The sequence below is a fragment of the endosymbiont of Galathealinum brachiosum genome, assembly GCA_003349885.1.
GTDB lineage: Bacteria > Pseudomonadota > Gammaproteobacteria > SZUA-229 > SZUA-229 > SZUA-229.
The window spans coordinates 397,892-413,396 of record QFXC01000008.1; the positions used below are offsets into that span (position 1 = coordinate 397,892).

Here is a 15,505-nt window from a genome sequence, read left to right on the forward strand (position 1 = left end):
ACCATTCAGCTGATTCGTGATGAAATGAAACCGTAAATTAAATAAAGCGGGAGAATTTTCATGTTAAAGCAGATAAAAACGATAAGCCTTAAAACATCAGCAATACTGATTGGGTTAATAAGCCTGCCCACATTAGCAATAGCAACTGATGATACGACCAGCACACGATCTATCAGTTACAGTACTAATACAGAAACAGGCGAATCAGAAAAGGATGCTTTACTTAAACAATCTAAAATTAAACTTATCACTCCTATGCTTAAACAGGGGTATCGCACAGAATCTGGAAAAACGACTGACACTATAAAAAGCTCTGTTTCAAATTATGCAGGTGACTTTTCAATTTATAACGTATCAACTAATCTGATAAGCGACTTTGATTACGATAACTTTTATCACCGTTTTAGCATTACTATCGATGCAGATACGGTTTATGAGAGTGCAGCAGTTTATGCAAAACTTTATCTTAGTTACGAAGGTGGCCCATGGAACTATTATACAAGCAGTGATACTTACCATATATATGCAGAGAGCGGACTGGATGCATTTGTAATCGAGACTGAACTAGCCGATGGTTTTTCAGCCGGTTATTATGATGTTCGCATTGAATTATATGATGCAGATTATAATCAGTGGTTATTAAGTTATGGTCCATACGATGATAGTTCTATCAACTCACTACCACTAGAAGACAGTTTTAAAGATAGTCATTTTATAGATACAACGTACCCTGTAGAAACTGAAGTTGTTTTTGCAGGCAGCGGTTCAATGAGTTTCTGGTTATTAGCTATAGCAACTCTACTATTAATAACAGTACGATTTAAAGCAACGTCAGAAAAATCATAAAACAATGAAAATCACAACGCAGGAGTTAACTTTAGTTAACTCCTGCAAAAATGGCATGCAATAGTTAAACAGAGTAAAATATTCTTCTCCTCTTCTTTACATATATGCATTATGGCAACACACAAATATCTGGCCAACTACCCGCCTGAACTTATATCTCAGGTAGAATCATTAATAGAAAACCATCGTCTGGCTTCATATCTTCTAGATCGTTATCCTCAGCCACATAATATCGCTAACGACAATGACTTACGTGAATATGTAATTTCACTTAAGAATCAGCATATGAAAAAATCACAGCCTTTAAGCAAAATAAAATACGACAATAAAATTCACGTGGTTAATAATGCGTTAGGCTTACACAGTTATGTTGCTCGTATACAGGGAGGGAAATTAAAAACTAAAAATGAACTACGAGTCAGCTCGGTCTTTAAAAAAACACCGGAAGACTTTTTAAATATGATAGTCGTACATGAACTGGCTCATTTAAAAGAAAAGGAGCACAATAAGGCATTTTATCGATTATGTAATCACATGCTGGGTAATTATCATCAACTGGAGTTTGATATGCGTTTATATCTTATTCAACTGGAAACACACGGCTCACTCTATGACAAATAACGCGTCTTCAAAACTTATTAATATCAACATAGTCAAACCAGTGTTGTTTAAGTTCTTCCAGACTTGTTATGTTTTTCTTAAGCCTGATTTCACCTGTAGCGCCACCACTAATAATGTAACACTCCCCTTCAGACATTACATTCATAATAATGTCATTTTCTATATCTCTATACAAAAACATAGAACAGATATTATACTTCTGTTTTGAGTTAAACATTAAGTCCCTCCCTGATCATATCCAATAAATATTGTGTATTAATTTTGAAATCTAAAGATACAATATCAAGGAAGGTCATACCTGTCTAAGCATGACAATAACTATTCTTTTGACGCCATAAAAAGAAATTTCATGACCGCTAACAACTTTAATTAATAACAGGCACTGTGCATATTTTATAACGTTACTCAAACATAGTTTAAAATTTCTTCAACAATTCGATAACTTCTACTATTGACTGAAAGCGATCTTGAGGTTTTTTCTCCAGCATTTTATGAACCATCTCATTAAGACCTGCCGGTATTTTTTTACATTTCACACTCAGATCAGGAGGTATTTTTGTAAGATGCTGAGCAATAATCGACTGAGCATCACCCTGAAAAGGACGTTCGCCACAAATCATCTGATAAAAAACAATGCCAAGAGAATATATATCGGTACGCTCATCCGTATCATCACCATTTGCCTGTTCCGGGCTCATATAGGCTGGAGATCCCATTACAGTATTAACCTGAGTCAGTACACTTGATTGAACAAGTTTAGAAATACCAAAATCAGTAATTTTTGCATCGCCCTTATTAGAGAGCAATATATTCGCAGGTTTTAAATCTCGATGAATAACACCATGTTCATGTGCATAAGCCAGTGCTTCTGACATTTGCAACATTAATTTAATTACCTTATCTAACGCAAGAGGTAGAGTTGCACTTAACTTCTCTTCAAGATCACCTCCATCTACAAGCTCAATTGCAATTAAAAAAAGATTATTCCACTCGATAAAGTCATAAACCTGAACAATATTCGGATGACTAAAACGTGCCAGCGCAAGAGCCTCCTGGCGAAAACGAGCCAGTTGTTGTTTGTCTGCAGATAACAATGGTGAAAGTTGTTTAAGTGCCACCTGTCGATTAAGGCGAGTATCGTCTGCAAGATAAACAGTTCCCATTGCACCGGCACCTAACTCTTTAATTACCTGATAACGATCAGCTATAAGGGCTTTTTCAGTTTCTGCAATATTTTCCGTTAATACAATTGTTGCCGCTGCATCAGGTGAAAGTTCAGAACTGGCTTCATCAGAACTAAACTGTCTCATTTTCATATTGAGACTATCAATCTTGGTTGTCAGAGCCGATTCAGCCCGTATATCAACAACCCATTCCTGGGCCGCATCATAAAGTAAAACGCTTTGAGAAGGATTCGTACTTATAAGGTTATCAGCCTGCCGCTCTTTATCACTGGCGATTTCATGTGCCTGTTCAAGAGCAACTGGAATATAACGAAGATACAGATAAATAGCCGCTGAAACAGCAACAACCCAGATGACCCAGTGACTAAATATTAATGCACCTGACAGGTAAGGACTTTCTTCTTCGCTGCTAAATAAACCAAATAATACGTCTTGTGTAACTGGTGAAAAAACTTGTGATAAAAGTAAGTCCATTAACGGTAAAATCGCAAAAGGAATTAAAATGAATAGAGCAACAATAAAAATTTGAGGTTTATGTGAAGCTAGTAACCAGTGACGAAAAACTTTAGGCTTGCGCGTAACGACAGGCACAAGTCTGATACTTTCCTGAGTCCGGGTAATAATCTGCTGTTTAATCTGAATAATGCTATCAAGAAACATATAAAAAAAGGAACTACAAAGTTATTATTTTATTGAACAACCAAAATCACATACTACCGAACGCCTCACCAATAGTATTAGCAATATTTTTAATAAAATCAATAAAGTAATCAACGCCTGCCTGATTTTTATCACGTCGACATTCATTCATTGCAGAAATAGCAAGATTAATGGCTGCATGATAATTACCCTTATCAACAAAACTTTGAATTCGTACTGTTTCTGATTCTATATTCATATTTATGACCAGATACCAATATATCAGTAAAAATCGAGATGCAAGGTAGTATTATCGCGCCTCTATACCATTTATTTTACTTCACCTTAGCAAACGATACACGTTAAATTGAATAACAGGCATTATCAGTATCCGACAGTTGTCGATATGACATTATTAAAAAGACTTTAAGAAGTGCAATAAATAGAAAAATAATAAAGATTTAGTCACTCCAGCACAGTCATATATAGGTACAGACTGTAATGACTAAATTTAATTAGAAGCTGAAAAGTTGTACGTCTAATTTCTTCGGGTATAAGTATTCATTAAATACAACGTTTCAGACCGAATAACACTCAGTGGTATTGGTGTTTCAAGCTGTAACCCGGCATAACCATGGTCAACTCGGATAACCTGCCCACTTAAATCAAATTCCCTGCCATCAGGAAAGGCGATAATAGCGATAACACTGTCATCGACCAGAAAAGCGGGATCATCATCTATTTTAACTTTCATCCCGTATTCTGAGACATCTGCTATTTCATAATTATCGATATCAATTACTAATGAGGGACGGTGAACCTGTGGATATGCTAGCCGAAAGTATTCTCGTTGCTTATTATCTTTCATTTGCAGCCTTGACGCGTGTATTTTCATTTATTGTTTTAATATCATATATTCGCAAGCCAATATTAAGCAGCCGAATATGTATTGTATTATCAATAGATTATGTGCTATTTACTATCGCCCAAACGGGTGATTTTTAAGGTAATTTTAATAACCTAGGATTAGTAGCGGCAAAAACAGAACAAGCTTTAATTAAAAAAAGCACTAGAAAAAACAGCATTAAACATCAATACTTTATAACATAATAAAATATTGATGCTTTATGCTTGTAGATTAAAGCTATCTAATTTCAATATTGACTGTAGTTTTTCCTTCTCTGATTCCTCGCCTCAATTGAAAACTGAGTTCGATAGAAAGCCAGGGCGCTCTGACCATTAGAAGACACGTCAAAAACCTTCCAGCCCTGATTGCTTTTATACATTCTGAAACTGAGGCGCTGTGGATACGGGCTGCCCTTCTGATAAGCCAGTAATCGTAAGGTAAGTTCACCAGTACGAGCATTACCTGTTGGCCTTAAATACTTCACACGACTGAGTCGATACTCTGATAATTTATCAACCATTGCAGCCAGAAAAAGGCGACGAAGTTTTTGCTGCATGGCCGTTGCCTGCTGCGGGCTCATGTATTGTGCCTGACGACCAGCTGTCCACTTTGTCATATAAGCAAAGTCAAAAAATGGAGCAATGGTTTTCTCTACAAAAACCTCAAGTGGCACCGCATTTTTTCCACCTCTATTTGCAAGGTACTTCGTAAATTGCACTATACCCTGCTTTAATACATCAGCAGGTGATTGTTGTACAGCTTGAGGTGGAGGTGATGCGGAGTAACGTTGATAAGGGTTTGCAAAAGACGGCGATAAGAGTAAACACAGAGTTAAAGCGGTAAGAACACGACACAATTTCATTCATTTCTCCTGTCATTTATATCAGTACACATTCAGAACAGTTACCTGAGTATGATAAAAACACAGTTTTCATATAATTAACAGGCAAATCTACACAAAGACAAAAAGCAATCATATTGATCATATTATCGAAAAAATTACCTGCCTAATTTTTAAGCCCAAACAAGCTTGATTGTGTTGAAATACAAAAATACCAGACGCCATGTACGAATGGATGCTGCTTGAATCATATTAGCGCAGAGTATAAACTTCATCCGGATGAAAACGTTATACAACAATAAAGTTGCTCAATATGTGCTGATTATCTGCCTGTCAGCTGCAATATTGTTTGTGCAATCTTTCAAGTTACACATGCACATACAGCATGATGACGCCCCCTTATCTTATGTAGCTGAAGGCCATCTCGTCGGTCTGCATGTAGCATTTCCACCGCACAAAACAACTTATATTAATCATCATCAGGTAACTACTCAGGATCATCATCACCCTGTAGAAATTGACGTCAGCTCCAGTACTTTTGTAAAAAAGATGGGGTTATTAAATCCGTTCATATTACTATTTTTTATTATAAGCATTCTTATATGCGTGACACACACATGTCGCATTCTTAGAAAGCACGATTCTAATGCTGAACGTCCTGCAAACTATTATTTAATCCAGCCTCCTCTACGCGCACCTCCCTGCTAAATACCACTACCTGTAATTCACACGGGTACATCTACTGTAATTAATAATTTTTTCTACAATGAATCTATCGTAGATATCTGCGGATAATAGTTTTTAATTACAAAACTTATCTTGAAAATATTTAATTAAATACCGTCAACCATGCACTATGACTGCACAAAAAACTGACGTTTTAAGAATTAACCGACAAAGGAAATAACATCAACATGTTATCCAGATCAGCTAATATTTTATTCAGCTGTACGCTGTTGTTTTTTAACACCGCGTTACAAGCTGACTCAGGCCTGAAATCACATGAGCATAAGAATGCAAATACTCATAGCATTAATTTACACGATGCAATAAATAAAACATTTGAACATAATCCGACACTACATGCTTTTAACTATGCACTTAAAGCACAAACCGGCAGACAGTTAGAGGCTAGTCTGGCACCTGGCACTAATGTAAGTTTCGACATAGAAGATGCGCTTGGGTCAGGAGACTTTAAAGGCACTGATAATGCACAGGCGACACTGAGTATTGCCTGGGTATTAGAAGGTAAAATACGACAGGGCTATATTGATGTAGCTCGCGCAGGAACATCTTCACTTTCCACTCAGACGAAGATCAAACGCCTTGATGCAGCCGCTGAAACAGCTCGTTTATATATTATCAGTCTGGCTAATCAGGCTCGATTGAACAATGCAGTTAAAACCTTAAACCTGGCAAAAGAGACTGTGGCTGCGGTAAAAAAACGCGTAACTGCAGGAAAAACACCAGAAGCTGAACTGGCAAGAGCCCGCGCAGAGTTTGCTCGCCGTCAACTTGGGTATGAGGATATTGAACATGAACTGAGTTCTGCCATACGCTTATTAGCTGCGCAATGGGGTGAGACATACCCTGTCTTTACGCAGGTTGAAGGAAATATTTTCACCCTGCCTGCAATCATGCCTTTTGAAACACTTAAAACACAGATTAAACAGAGTCCGGATTTAACTCGCCTGATGTCAGATAAACGATTAAAACAAGCACAGTTAAAACTGGCTGAGTCACAAAGTAATTCTGAATGGCGTGTGAATCTGGGCATACGTCATTATGAAACAACAAATGATCAGGCTCTGGTTGCCGGCATTAGCATTCCTTTTGGTGAACGCAGTAGAAATAAGGGGCGCATAATTGAGGCACGAGAAAATTTGTCTCAGACACTGGCTGAAGCAGACGCATTAAAAGTTCATATTGAAACTACTCTTTACGTGTTATCTGAGGAACTGCAACACAGCTTGCATCAAGTTGATACCTATAGCAAAGATATTATTCCGCAACTTGAAAAAGCGCTAAAAGAAACACAAAGAGCATATAACTTAGGTCGCTATAGTTACCTTGAATGGAGCAGTGTACAGGCTGAATTACTGGATGCACGTAGCGCATTAGTTGAAGCAAGTATCGATGCTCACTTGAAAGTCATTGAAATTGAACGTTTAACCGGCATGCCAATGGCACAACTAAAAATGCAACCGGTTAACAAATCATGAGAATAATTATGAATACTTTTTTAAAACGACCAGTAATAAAAAATTCTGGAATCCAGTTATTAACAATCCTTTTGATGAGCATCCTTCTGGCCGCATGTGACAACACAAATTCCGAGCAACACAGTTCAAAACATAATACGCACGGTACAACATCAGAAGTTGAAGTTGTGAAGGGTCCTCATGGTGGCCGTCTGTTAACCAGTGGAGACTTTACCCTTGAGTTATCTATTTTTGAAACCGGTGTGCCACCAGAATTTCGTGCATGGGCAAGCCTGAAAGATAAACTTCTAACACCAGACGAAATTGATCTTAATATTACTTTAACTCGCCTGAGTAACAACGAAGAAGGCAAGATTGATGAAATAAAATTCATAACTCATGGCGATGCTCTGCGCGGTGACAGTGTTATTTATGAGCCCCATTCATTTATTGTCACCATCAATGCTACACATAACGGAATCAGACATAACTGGCAATATGATAATTTTGAAGGCCGCACAAAAATTGAAACTGCGGTTGCCAAAGCACTCGAGATAAAAACAGATATTGCCGGACCCGTATTATTGCAGGAAACAATTAATGTATTCGGACAAATTAACGCAAATACTGAACGTGTTAGTCAACTGGGAGCACGTTTTGCAGGTATTATTAAGTCGGTTTCAGCGTCAATGGGCGACACGGTTCGTAAAGGACAAACACTAGCGACTATTGAGAGTAACGAAAGCCTTAATTTATATACGATTAAAGCGCCTATCAGTGGTGTCATTACATCACGTAACGCCAACCCTGGTGAACGAACTAACGATCAGGTGTTATTTACCATTACAGACACTTCATCGGTATGGGTTGATTTGGCCATTTTTCCAGGTGATGTAAGTCGCGTAAAAATGGGTGCAACTGTTAGCTTTAAACTTGCAAACAATACCCAGACAGCTCAAGGAAAAATTACATTTATCAATGTAATTACGCAAACTAATCAATCCGTAACTGCTCGTATGGTTATCGATAATAAAGATGGAAAGTTTTTACCTGGCAGTTATGTTAAAGCAAAAATTAAAGTGGGCGAACACGCAGTGCCATTAGCAGTCAAACGTTCCGGATTACAGGCCTTTAGAGATTTTACCGTTGTTTATGCCAAAGTTGGTGAAGAGTATGAAGTGCGTATGTTAGAACTTGGTCGACAGGACGATGAATGGATAGAAGTGCTGGGCGGATTACATGCCGGCACTCATTACGTCAGTGAAAACAGTTATGTCATCAAGGCCGATATTGAAAAATCCGGCGCATCACACGACCACTAAGGACCAATCATGCTTGAATTTATTATAAAATTTTCGCTGGCCCGACGTTGGCTGGTAATTGCACTTGTATTTATGACTATGCTCCTGGGCACATGGAAATTCACCCAGTTACCCATTGATGCCGTACCTGATATTACCAATGTACAGGTTGTCATTAATACAGCCGCTGCGGGTTATACGCCACTGGAAGTAGAACAGCGTGTCAGTTACCCGATTGAAACCGCTATGGCTGGCCTGCCAAAATTATCCTACACACGCTCTTTATCACGTTATGGGCTATCTCAGGTAACCATCGTTTTTGAAGAAGGCACAGATATTTATTTTGCCAGACAACTCGTCGGCGAACGACTCAGTAGCGCGAAATCAAACTTACCTGCCAGTCTTGAGCCAGAACTTGGCCCTATCTCTACTGGTCTGGGTGAAATTTTCATGTTCACTGTTGATGCTGAAAATGGAGCAACTAACGCCGATGGTAGCCCGGTTACTTCTACTGATTTACGCTCAGTGCACGACTGGATTATTCGTCCACAATTAATGCGTGTATCAGGTGTGGTTGAAATCAACCCCATCGGCGGATACAAAAAACAAATTCTGGTTGCACCAGAACCAGAAAAACTTCTGGCTTATAGAATTAGTTACGCCGATGTTGTTAACGCACTGGAACAAAACAATACTAATCGAGGTGTCGGTTTTATTGAACGCAATGGCGCACAATTGTTAATGCGAGTTCCTGGGCAGGCCAGCAACCTGGCCGAATTAGAAAATATTCTTATTCTTCAACAACAGGGTATTCCTGTTCGCATAAAAGATGTCGCAAAGGTTAGCCTTGGAAAAGAATTACGTTCAGGTGCGGCCACTCAAAATGGCCATGAAGTTGTTTTAAGCACGGTATTTATGTTGACCGGTGAAAACAGCCGCGCTGTTGCAAACGATGTAGCCATAAAACTGGAAGAAATTAAAAGTAGTTTACCTACAGGAATAACGGCAACAGCCGTTTATGATCGTACCAGTCTGGTTGATAAAACATTAGCGACTGTGCAGAAAAATTTACTCGAAGGCGCACTACTCGTTATTTTTGTGCTTTTTTTATTACTGGGTAATATGCGAGCCGCATTTTTAACTGCAGCGATCATTCCAATTGCTATGTTGATGACAATTACAGGAATGGTGCAAAGCAAAGTCAGTGCTAACTTAATGAGTCTTGGTGCACTTGATTTTGGTCTCATCATTGATGGTGCAGTTATCATAGTTGAAAACTGTTTACGCCGACTGAGTGAATCCGGGCGCAATAAAACACTGGAATTAAAAGAACGCCTGGCACTGGTTTTTGATGCGACGCAGGAAGTCATTCGCCCTGCACTGTTTGGCGTTTTTATTATTACTGCCGTTTATATTCCAATTTTTGCTTTAACCGGTGTTGAAGGAAAAATGTTTCACCCTATGGCGCTCACCGTTATTATTGCACTGGTTAGCGCAATGATTCTTTCCATCACGTTTGTTCCTGCAGCTATTGCTTTGATATTTCGTAAACCAATAAAAGAGAAAGAAGGAAAAGTCATTAAAACTGCATGCTCAGTGTATAAACCTGTATTAATGTTATCACTGAAATTTCGCTGGAGTGTGCTTGCAGCAGCGATGATTTTAATTATTGTTTCCGCAGCCCTTACCCCGAAACTGGGTTCTGAATTTATGCCCAATTTAGATGAAGGCGATATCGCAATGCACGCACTGCGCATACCTGGAACCTCACTAGATCAGGCAATACATTTACAGAAAAACTTAGAAGCTGAAATTAAAAAACTCGCCGAAGTTGAAACGGTATTTACAAAAATCGGTACAGCTGAAGTGGCGACTGACCCCATGCCACCCAGTGTGGCGGATAATTTTATTATTCTTAAATCCCGTGAAAACTGGCCTGACCCGGAAAAACCAAAATCTCAGGTAGTAGCTGAGCTTGAAGCACTGGTCACACCTGTTCCGGGAAATCGTTATGAATTTTTACAACCCATTCAAATGCGTTTTAACGAATTACTTGCTGGCGTTCGCGCAGAACTCGCTGTAAAAGTTTTTGGTGATGATTTCGATCAACTCATAAAGCTAGGTGAAGAAATTGAATCGGCTGTTAAAACTGTTTCAGGTGCAGCGGATGTCTCAGCTGAACAGGCCACGGGTTTACCAGTAATGACAATACAACCTGATCGTGAAGCCATGTCTCGTTATGGTCTGAGCATAATAGAACTACAGGATGTACTGGCGACAGCATTAGGGGGTAGTGTTGCCAGTCAGTTTTATGAAGGTGATCGTCACTCAGATATAGTTGTTCGTTTAGATGAAAAATTACGGTCGGACACGGATAGCCTGATCAGGCTGCCGGTAATGCTGGCTAACGGTGATTACATCCCATTAGGTGAAGTCGCCAAACTTAATATACTTAACGGTTATAACCAGATTTACAGGGAAAACAGTAAACGTCGTATTGTTGTCACCGCAAATGTTCGTGGTCGTGACCTTGGATCATTTGTGAAAGATGTACAAAAAGCGATTGAAGACCGTGTTGAGATACCGGCTGGGTACTGGGTAGAATATGGTGGCACCTACGAGAAACTACAATCAGCTACTCAACGTCTATCTATTGTAGTGCCATTAACATTAGCGTTAGTTATTGGTTTGCTTATTATGGCACTGGGCTCAATTAAAGATGCAGCCATCATTTTTTCAGGTGTGCCATTGGCTCTAACCGGTGGAATACTAGCTCTATTGTTACGCGACATTCCATTTTCAATTTCAGCTGCAGTCGGGTTTATTGCCCTGTCAGGTATTGCTGTTCTCAATGGCCTCGTCATGGTTGCATTTATTCGTGATTTACGCATGCATGGACAACGCTTAAATGATGCTATAGTTGACGGCGCACTTACCCGGTTACGTCCCGTATTAATGACAGCTCTGGTAGCCGCACTTGGCTTTATTCCAATGGCTCTTAATACAGGTATTGGCTCGGAAGTTCAGAGACCACTTGCAACTGTTGTTATTGGTGGAATTATTTCATCAACCCTGTTAACGCTTGTGGTATTACCTGCATTGTATAAATTAGTACATGCACGAGAAGATAAATAGTGAATATTATTAGATTAAAAAATAAACTATTAACCCAATAATTTAATACAACATCGGATATTCACGCCTGATTTTTTCAATTCCAGTGTAAACCTCGTCAGGTAATTTGAGTGATATAGAGTCAATGTTACTTTTTAACTGCTGCATTGTTGTCGCACCAATCAGCGTTGAATTAACAAATCTTTGATCATTAACAAAAGCTAATGACATCTGACAGACATCTAAATCATATTGTTTAGCCAGCTTTATGTATTGTTTAATTGCTGCATCAGTATGATTAGAACTTCGAAAATCAGGCCGTGAATCCAGCGACAGACGCGAACCTTCAGGGCGCGCTCCGTTCAGATATTTGCCACTTAACATACCTCTTGATAAAGGTGACCAGGCAAGTAACCCACAGTCCTCATGAGTTGCTATTTCACTCAGGTCCGGCTCAAAATGGCGACATAATAAAGAGTATTCGTTTTGAATAGATGCCATACGGGGCATATTGTTTGATTCGGCTAATTGCAGCCATTTAGTCATACCCCATGCCGTTTCATTTGATAAACCAATATGCCGAATTTTTCCTGCCTGAATCAGTTCATTCATTACCTGTAATACTTCGAGAAAGTTTTCTTCTTCAGCCTGCATATCAAAATCTGGCTTAAAGCCCCACACCTGACCAAAATGATATGAGCCCCGATTAGGCCAGTGCAATTGGTAGAGATCTATATAATCAGTTTGTAATCGGCTCAGGCTACCTTCTACAGCCTGCATTATATTTTTTCTATCTATATAACTCTTCCCCTCCCTTATCCATGATAAACCCGGACCGGTTATTTTTGATGCAAGAATAACCCTGTCACGATTTTTTCTTTCAGCAAACCAGTTACCTATAATCGTTTCAGTCGTTCCAAAACTTTCTTTTGTGGGAGGTATTGCATACATTTCGGCAGTGTCAAAAAAATTAATACCTTTCTCAAGGGCATAATCCATTTGCTCAAAACCCTGATCCTGCGTATTTTGGCATCCCCAGGTCATGGTACCCAGCCCAATAACACTTATATCTAGTTCGGTTCGTCCCAGCTTTCTGTATTCCATTTTTTACCTTTTGTATTTAACACTTTTTGATTATGTATATTTATTTAACTATAGGGTTTCAACAATGATTCAATTATACCAACCTCAACTCGATAAATATAAATAACCACCATTATTTAGACATAATATTGCAAAAGAAACTAATACACTGATTTCTTCTTTAATAAATGATAATTTATTAAAAATTGACATGTATCCTTACCTTATAAGCTTTCCTGTTGATAATAACACCTGTGAATCCAGATTTTTAATCTAAAAATGCGCTATCAAATCAGGATTAATTGCATTTTAACAACTATAAATTATTCTACTCCTAAAACATTACATATTATGAGAGTATTAACCAGTATCGGGTTATAAATACCAATAATCTAAAACACTAACATAGAGTCTATATATGAAAACAATGAAAGCATTAGTAAAAAAGGAAGCTAAAGAAGGCATCTGGATGGAGGATGTAGCCATTCCAGAGGTAGGAAACAATGATGTTTTAATTAAAATCCATAAAACGGCTATCTGCGGAACCGATATACATATATACAACTGGGATGATTGGGCACAGAAAACCATTCCAGTACCAATGACGATTGGTCATGAGTTTGCCGGAGAAATTACCGAAATGGGCTCAAATGTTGGTGGGCTTAAAATAGGTGATATCGTTTCTGGCGAAGGACACATAGTTTGTGAACGTTGCCGCAACTGTCTGGCTGGACGACGCCACCTCTGCCCTAATACAATTGGTGTGGGTGTTAATCGTACCGGTGCATTTGCAGAATACATATCCATACCTGCTAAGAACGTTTATAAACCTGGCAAGGCAATTTCGACAGAACTTCTAGCCTGTTTTGATCCATTTGGAAATGCAGTACATACCGCTTTATCATTTAATATGGTTGGTGAGGATGTATTAATAACCGGTGCCGGCCCAATCGGAATTATGGCAGCTATGGTAGCCGCACATTGTGGTGCACGTAATATTGTAATTACTGATTTAAATCAGTATCGACTGGATTTATGTAAAAAAATTGTACCTAGAGCCATCCCATTAAATGTAAATGATGGCCCTATCAGTAAAGACATGATGCATGAGTTGGGTATATTTGAAGGTTTTGATGTTGGACTGGAAATGTCCGGTTCACCAGATGCATTTAAAACAATGCTCAGTTTAATGATTAATGGCGGTAGTATTGCCATGTTAGCAATTATGCCAGACGGTACCGGTATCGACTGGAATCAGGTAGTTTTTAAAGGTCTGTTTATTAAAGGCATATATGGCCGAGAAATTTTTGAAACCTGGTACAAAGGTACAATGATGGTTCAAAGTGGTATTCCACTCGATAAAATCATTACCCATCGTTTTCACTATACTGATTTTCAAAAAGGTTTTGATGTGATGCGTTCAGGTGAGTCTGGTAAGGTTATTCTTAACTGGCAGGACGATTAAAAATATTAATATTCTGAATAATTTATTATTATGCGACTCAAATTCATGACTAATACTAATCGCATGAATTCGTAACCATTTACAGAAAAAAGAGATAACCATGAGTTTTAAAAGCACCAAAGTAAGTTTAACGAAAGATCTAGCCGAAATTAAAGAAGCTGGTTTATGGAAAACTGAACGCATTATCGCTTCACAACAAAAAAATGATATAACCCTTGCCGATGGCAGTGAAGTTATTAATATGTGCGCAAATAATTATCTGGGTCTGGCAAACAGTCCACAGGTTATACAAGCTGCTAAAGACAGTTATGATAAATGGGGGTTTGGTTTATCATCGGTACGTTTTATCTGTGGTACACAAACCATTCATAAAACGCTTGAAGACAAAGTATCAGAATTTTTAGGTATGGAAAATACCATTCTTTACGCTGCCTGCTTTGATGCCAACACAGGACTTTTTGAAACGATACTAAATAATGAAGATGCTATTATTTCTGATGAGCTGAATCATGCCTCAATTATTGATGGTGTACGATTATGTAAAGCAGCACGATATCGTTATAAAAATAACGACATGTTAGATCTCGAAGAAAAACTAAAAGAAGCCAAACAAACTGGTGCACGTCGCATTTTAATCACTACGGATGGTGTGTTCTCTATGGATGGCACTATTGCTCAACTAGATAAAATTTGTGACCTGGCAGATAAGTATGATGCAATGGTTCACCACGATGATTGTCATGCGGTTGGCTTTATGGGAAAAAATGGCCGTGGTATACATGAATACTGCGGTGTAATGGATCGTGTTGATATTATTACCGGCACCTTTGGTAAAGCATTAGGTGGCGCATCCGGTGGTTACACATCTGGACGTAAGGAAATTATCGACATGTTACGCCAACGCTCTCGCCCTTATTTATTTTCAAACACAGTAGCACCGGCAATATGTGCAGCAACACTTAAAGTTCTGGAGATGTTATCAACATCTACGGCTTTGCGTGATCAACTACAGAAGAATACACACTACTTTAGAAAAGGTATGCGAGATGCGGGGTTCGATGTTGATGAAGGTGACCACCCTATTGTTCCTGTTATGTTAGGTGATGCAGTGTTAGCACAAAAAATGTCACAAAGATTACTTGAGCAAGGTGTATATGCAGTCGGTTTCTTTTTCCCGGTAGTTGCTAAAGGAAAGGCACGTATACGCACTCAAATTTCAGCTGCTCATACAAAAGAGGACCTGGATACGGCTATTAGTGCTTTCAGAAAGACGTACAATGAATTAACTAATGCGCATTAAAAT

The 15,505-nt window shown here is 38.7% G+C and carries 14 protein-coding genes; 8 read left to right on the forward strand and 6 right to left on the reverse strand.

Annotated features, from left to right (window positions below; genetic code table 11):
• Window positions 1–60 precede the first annotated feature (60 nt).
• Both DIZ80_07840 and DIZ80_07845 read left to right on the forward strand, forming a co-directional pair.
• On the forward strand, window positions 61–846 hold the full coding sequence (locus DIZ80_07840; protein RDH84036.1) for a hypothetical protein: 786 nt from the start codon (window positions 61–63) through the stop codon (window positions 844–846).
• Between the two features lie 111 nt (window positions 847–957).
• Window positions 958–1,467 carry a metal-dependent hydrolase gene (locus tag DIZ80_07845; protein ID RDH84037.1) on the forward strand — a complete coding sequence of 170 codons (510 nt, stop codon included), beginning with the start codon at window positions 958–960 and terminating at the stop codon, window positions 1,465–1,467.
• Between the two features lie 7 nt (window positions 1,468–1,474).
• On the opposite strand, the gene DIZ80_07850 is transcribed toward DIZ80_07845, so the two are convergent.
• The 5 genes from DIZ80_07850 to DIZ80_07870 all read right to left on the reverse strand — a co-directional run bounded on the left by DIZ80_07850 (window position 1,475) and on the right by DIZ80_07870 (window position 5,059).
• Window positions 1,475–1,684: a hypothetical protein gene (locus tag DIZ80_07850; GenBank protein ID RDH84038.1), complete on the reverse strand. Its 210-nt coding sequence runs from the start codon at window positions 1,682–1,684 to the stop codon at window positions 1,475–1,477.
• A 199-nt stretch (window positions 1,685–1,883) separates the two neighbouring features.
• On the reverse strand, window positions 1,884–3,311 hold the full coding sequence (locus DIZ80_07855; GenBank protein ID RDH84039.1) for a hypothetical protein: 1,428 nt from the start codon (window positions 3,309–3,311) through the stop codon (window positions 1,884–1,886).
• A 46-nt stretch (window positions 3,312–3,357) separates the two neighbouring features.
• Window positions 3,358–3,549, reverse strand: a complete 192-nt coding sequence (locus DIZ80_07860; protein ID RDH84040.1) for a hypothetical protein — start codon at window positions 3,547–3,549, stop codon at window positions 3,358–3,360.
• A gap of 279 nt (window positions 3,550–3,828) precedes the next feature.
• Window positions 3,829–4,185: a hypothetical protein gene (locus DIZ80_07865; protein ID RDH84041.1), complete on the reverse strand. Its 357-nt coding sequence runs from the start codon at window positions 4,183–4,185 to the stop codon at window positions 3,829–3,831.
• Window positions 4,186–4,444: 259 nt separating this feature from the next.
• On the reverse strand, window positions 4,445–5,059 hold the full coding sequence (locus DIZ80_07870; GenBank protein RDH84042.1) for a hypothetical protein: 615 nt from the start codon (window positions 5,057–5,059) through the stop codon (window positions 4,445–4,447).
• Between the two features lie 258 nt (window positions 5,060–5,317).
• Between DIZ80_07870 and DIZ80_07875 the strand changes: the two genes are divergently transcribed.
• From DIZ80_07875 to DIZ80_07890, 4 genes are all read left to right on the forward strand, one after another.
• Window positions 5,318–5,746 carry a hypothetical protein gene (locus DIZ80_07875; protein RDH84043.1) on the forward strand — a complete coding sequence of 143 codons (429 nt, stop codon included), beginning with the start codon at window positions 5,318–5,320 and terminating at the stop codon, window positions 5,744–5,746.
• 206 nt (window positions 5,747–5,952) lie between these two features.
• Complete coding sequence (locus tag DIZ80_07880; GenBank protein RDH84044.1) at window positions 5,953–7,260, forward strand: TolC family protein; 1,308 nt, start codon at window positions 5,953–5,955, stop codon at window positions 7,258–7,260.
• Window positions 7,261–7,268: 8 nt separating this feature from the next.
• Window positions 7,269–8,561 (forward strand): secretion protein HlyD, encoded by a 1,293-nt coding sequence (locus tag DIZ80_07885; GenBank protein RDH84130.1) that lies wholly within the window; start codon window positions 7,269–7,271, stop codon window positions 8,559–8,561.
• Between the two features lie 9 nt (window positions 8,562–8,570).
• Window positions 8,571–11,675 carry a CusA/CzcA family heavy metal efflux RND transporter gene (locus DIZ80_07890; protein ID RDH84045.1) on the forward strand — a complete coding sequence of 1,035 codons (3,105 nt, stop codon included), beginning with the start codon at window positions 8,571–8,573 and terminating at the stop codon, window positions 11,673–11,675.
• 42 nt (window positions 11,676–11,717) lie between these two features.
• On the opposite strand, the gene DIZ80_07895 is transcribed toward DIZ80_07890, so the two are convergent.
• Entirely contained in the window at window positions 11,718–12,758 is a 1,041-nt protein-coding gene (locus DIZ80_07895) for an aldo/keto reductase (GenBank protein RDH84046.1), read from the reverse strand.
• A gap of 406 nt (window positions 12,759–13,164) precedes the next feature.
• Between DIZ80_07895 and DIZ80_07900 the strand changes: the two genes are divergently transcribed.
• Together DIZ80_07900 and DIZ80_07905 are read left to right on the forward strand one after the other, a co-directional pair.
• Window positions 13,165–14,202, forward strand: a complete 1,038-nt coding sequence (locus tag DIZ80_07900; protein RDH84131.1) for an L-threonine 3-dehydrogenase — start codon at window positions 13,165–13,167, stop codon at window positions 14,200–14,202.
• A 100-nt stretch (window positions 14,203–14,302) separates the two neighbouring features.
• The gene (locus DIZ80_07905; GenBank protein RDH84047.1) at window positions 14,303–15,502 is read left to right on the forward strand and encodes a glycine C-acetyltransferase; all 1,200 of its coding nucleotides are present in this window, start codon (window positions 14,303–14,305) and stop codon (window positions 15,500–15,502) included.
• Window positions 15,503–15,505: the final 3 nt, after the last annotated feature.

Coding starts and splice junctions, on each gene's coding strand:
- DIZ80_07870 (RDH84042.1), bottom strand. CDS start 5,059: ATGAAATTGTGTCGTGTTCTTACCGCTTTAACTCTGTGTTTACTCTTA.
- DIZ80_07865 (RDH84041.1), bottom strand. CDS start 4,185: ATGAAAATACACGCGTCAAGGCTGCAAATGAAAGATAATAAGCAACGA.
- DIZ80_07890 (RDH84045.1), top strand. CDS start 8,571: ATGCTTGAATTTATTATAAAATTTTCGCTGGCCCGACGTTGGCTGGTA.
- DIZ80_07900 (RDH84131.1), top strand. CDS start 13,165: ATGAAAGCATTAGTAAAAAAGGAAGCTAAAGAAGGCATCTGGATGGAG.
- DIZ80_07850 (RDH84038.1), bottom strand. CDS start 1,684: ATGTTTAACTCAAAACAGAAGTATAATATCTGTTCTATGTTTTTGTAT.
- DIZ80_07880 (RDH84044.1), top strand. CDS start 5,953: ATGTTATCCAGATCAGCTAATATTTTATTCAGCTGTACGCTGTTGTTT.
- DIZ80_07855 (RDH84039.1), bottom strand. CDS start 3,311: ATGTTTCTTGATAGCATTATTCAGATTAAACAGCAGATTATTACCCGG.
- DIZ80_07875 (RDH84043.1), top strand. CDS start 5,318: ATGAAAACGTTATACAACAATAAAGTTGCTCAATATGTGCTGATTATC.
- DIZ80_07860 (RDH84040.1), bottom strand. CDS start 3,549: ATGAATATAGAATCAGAAACAGTACGAATTCAAAGTTTTGTTGATAAG.
- DIZ80_07885 (RDH84130.1), top strand. CDS start 7,269: ATGAATACTTTTTTAAAACGACCAGTAATAAAAAATTCTGGAATCCAG.
- DIZ80_07895 (RDH84046.1), bottom strand. CDS start 12,758: ATGGAATACAGAAAGCTGGGACGAACCGAACTAGATATAAGTGTTATT.
- DIZ80_07840 (RDH84036.1), top strand. CDS start 61: ATGTTAAAGCAGATAAAAACGATAAGCCTTAAAACATCAGCAATACTG.
- DIZ80_07845 (RDH84037.1), top strand. CDS start 958: ATGGCAACACACAAATATCTGGCCAACTACCCGCCTGAACTTATATCT.
- DIZ80_07905 (RDH84047.1), top strand. CDS start 14,303: ATGAGTTTTAAAAGCACCAAAGTAAGTTTAACGAAAGATCTAGCCGAA.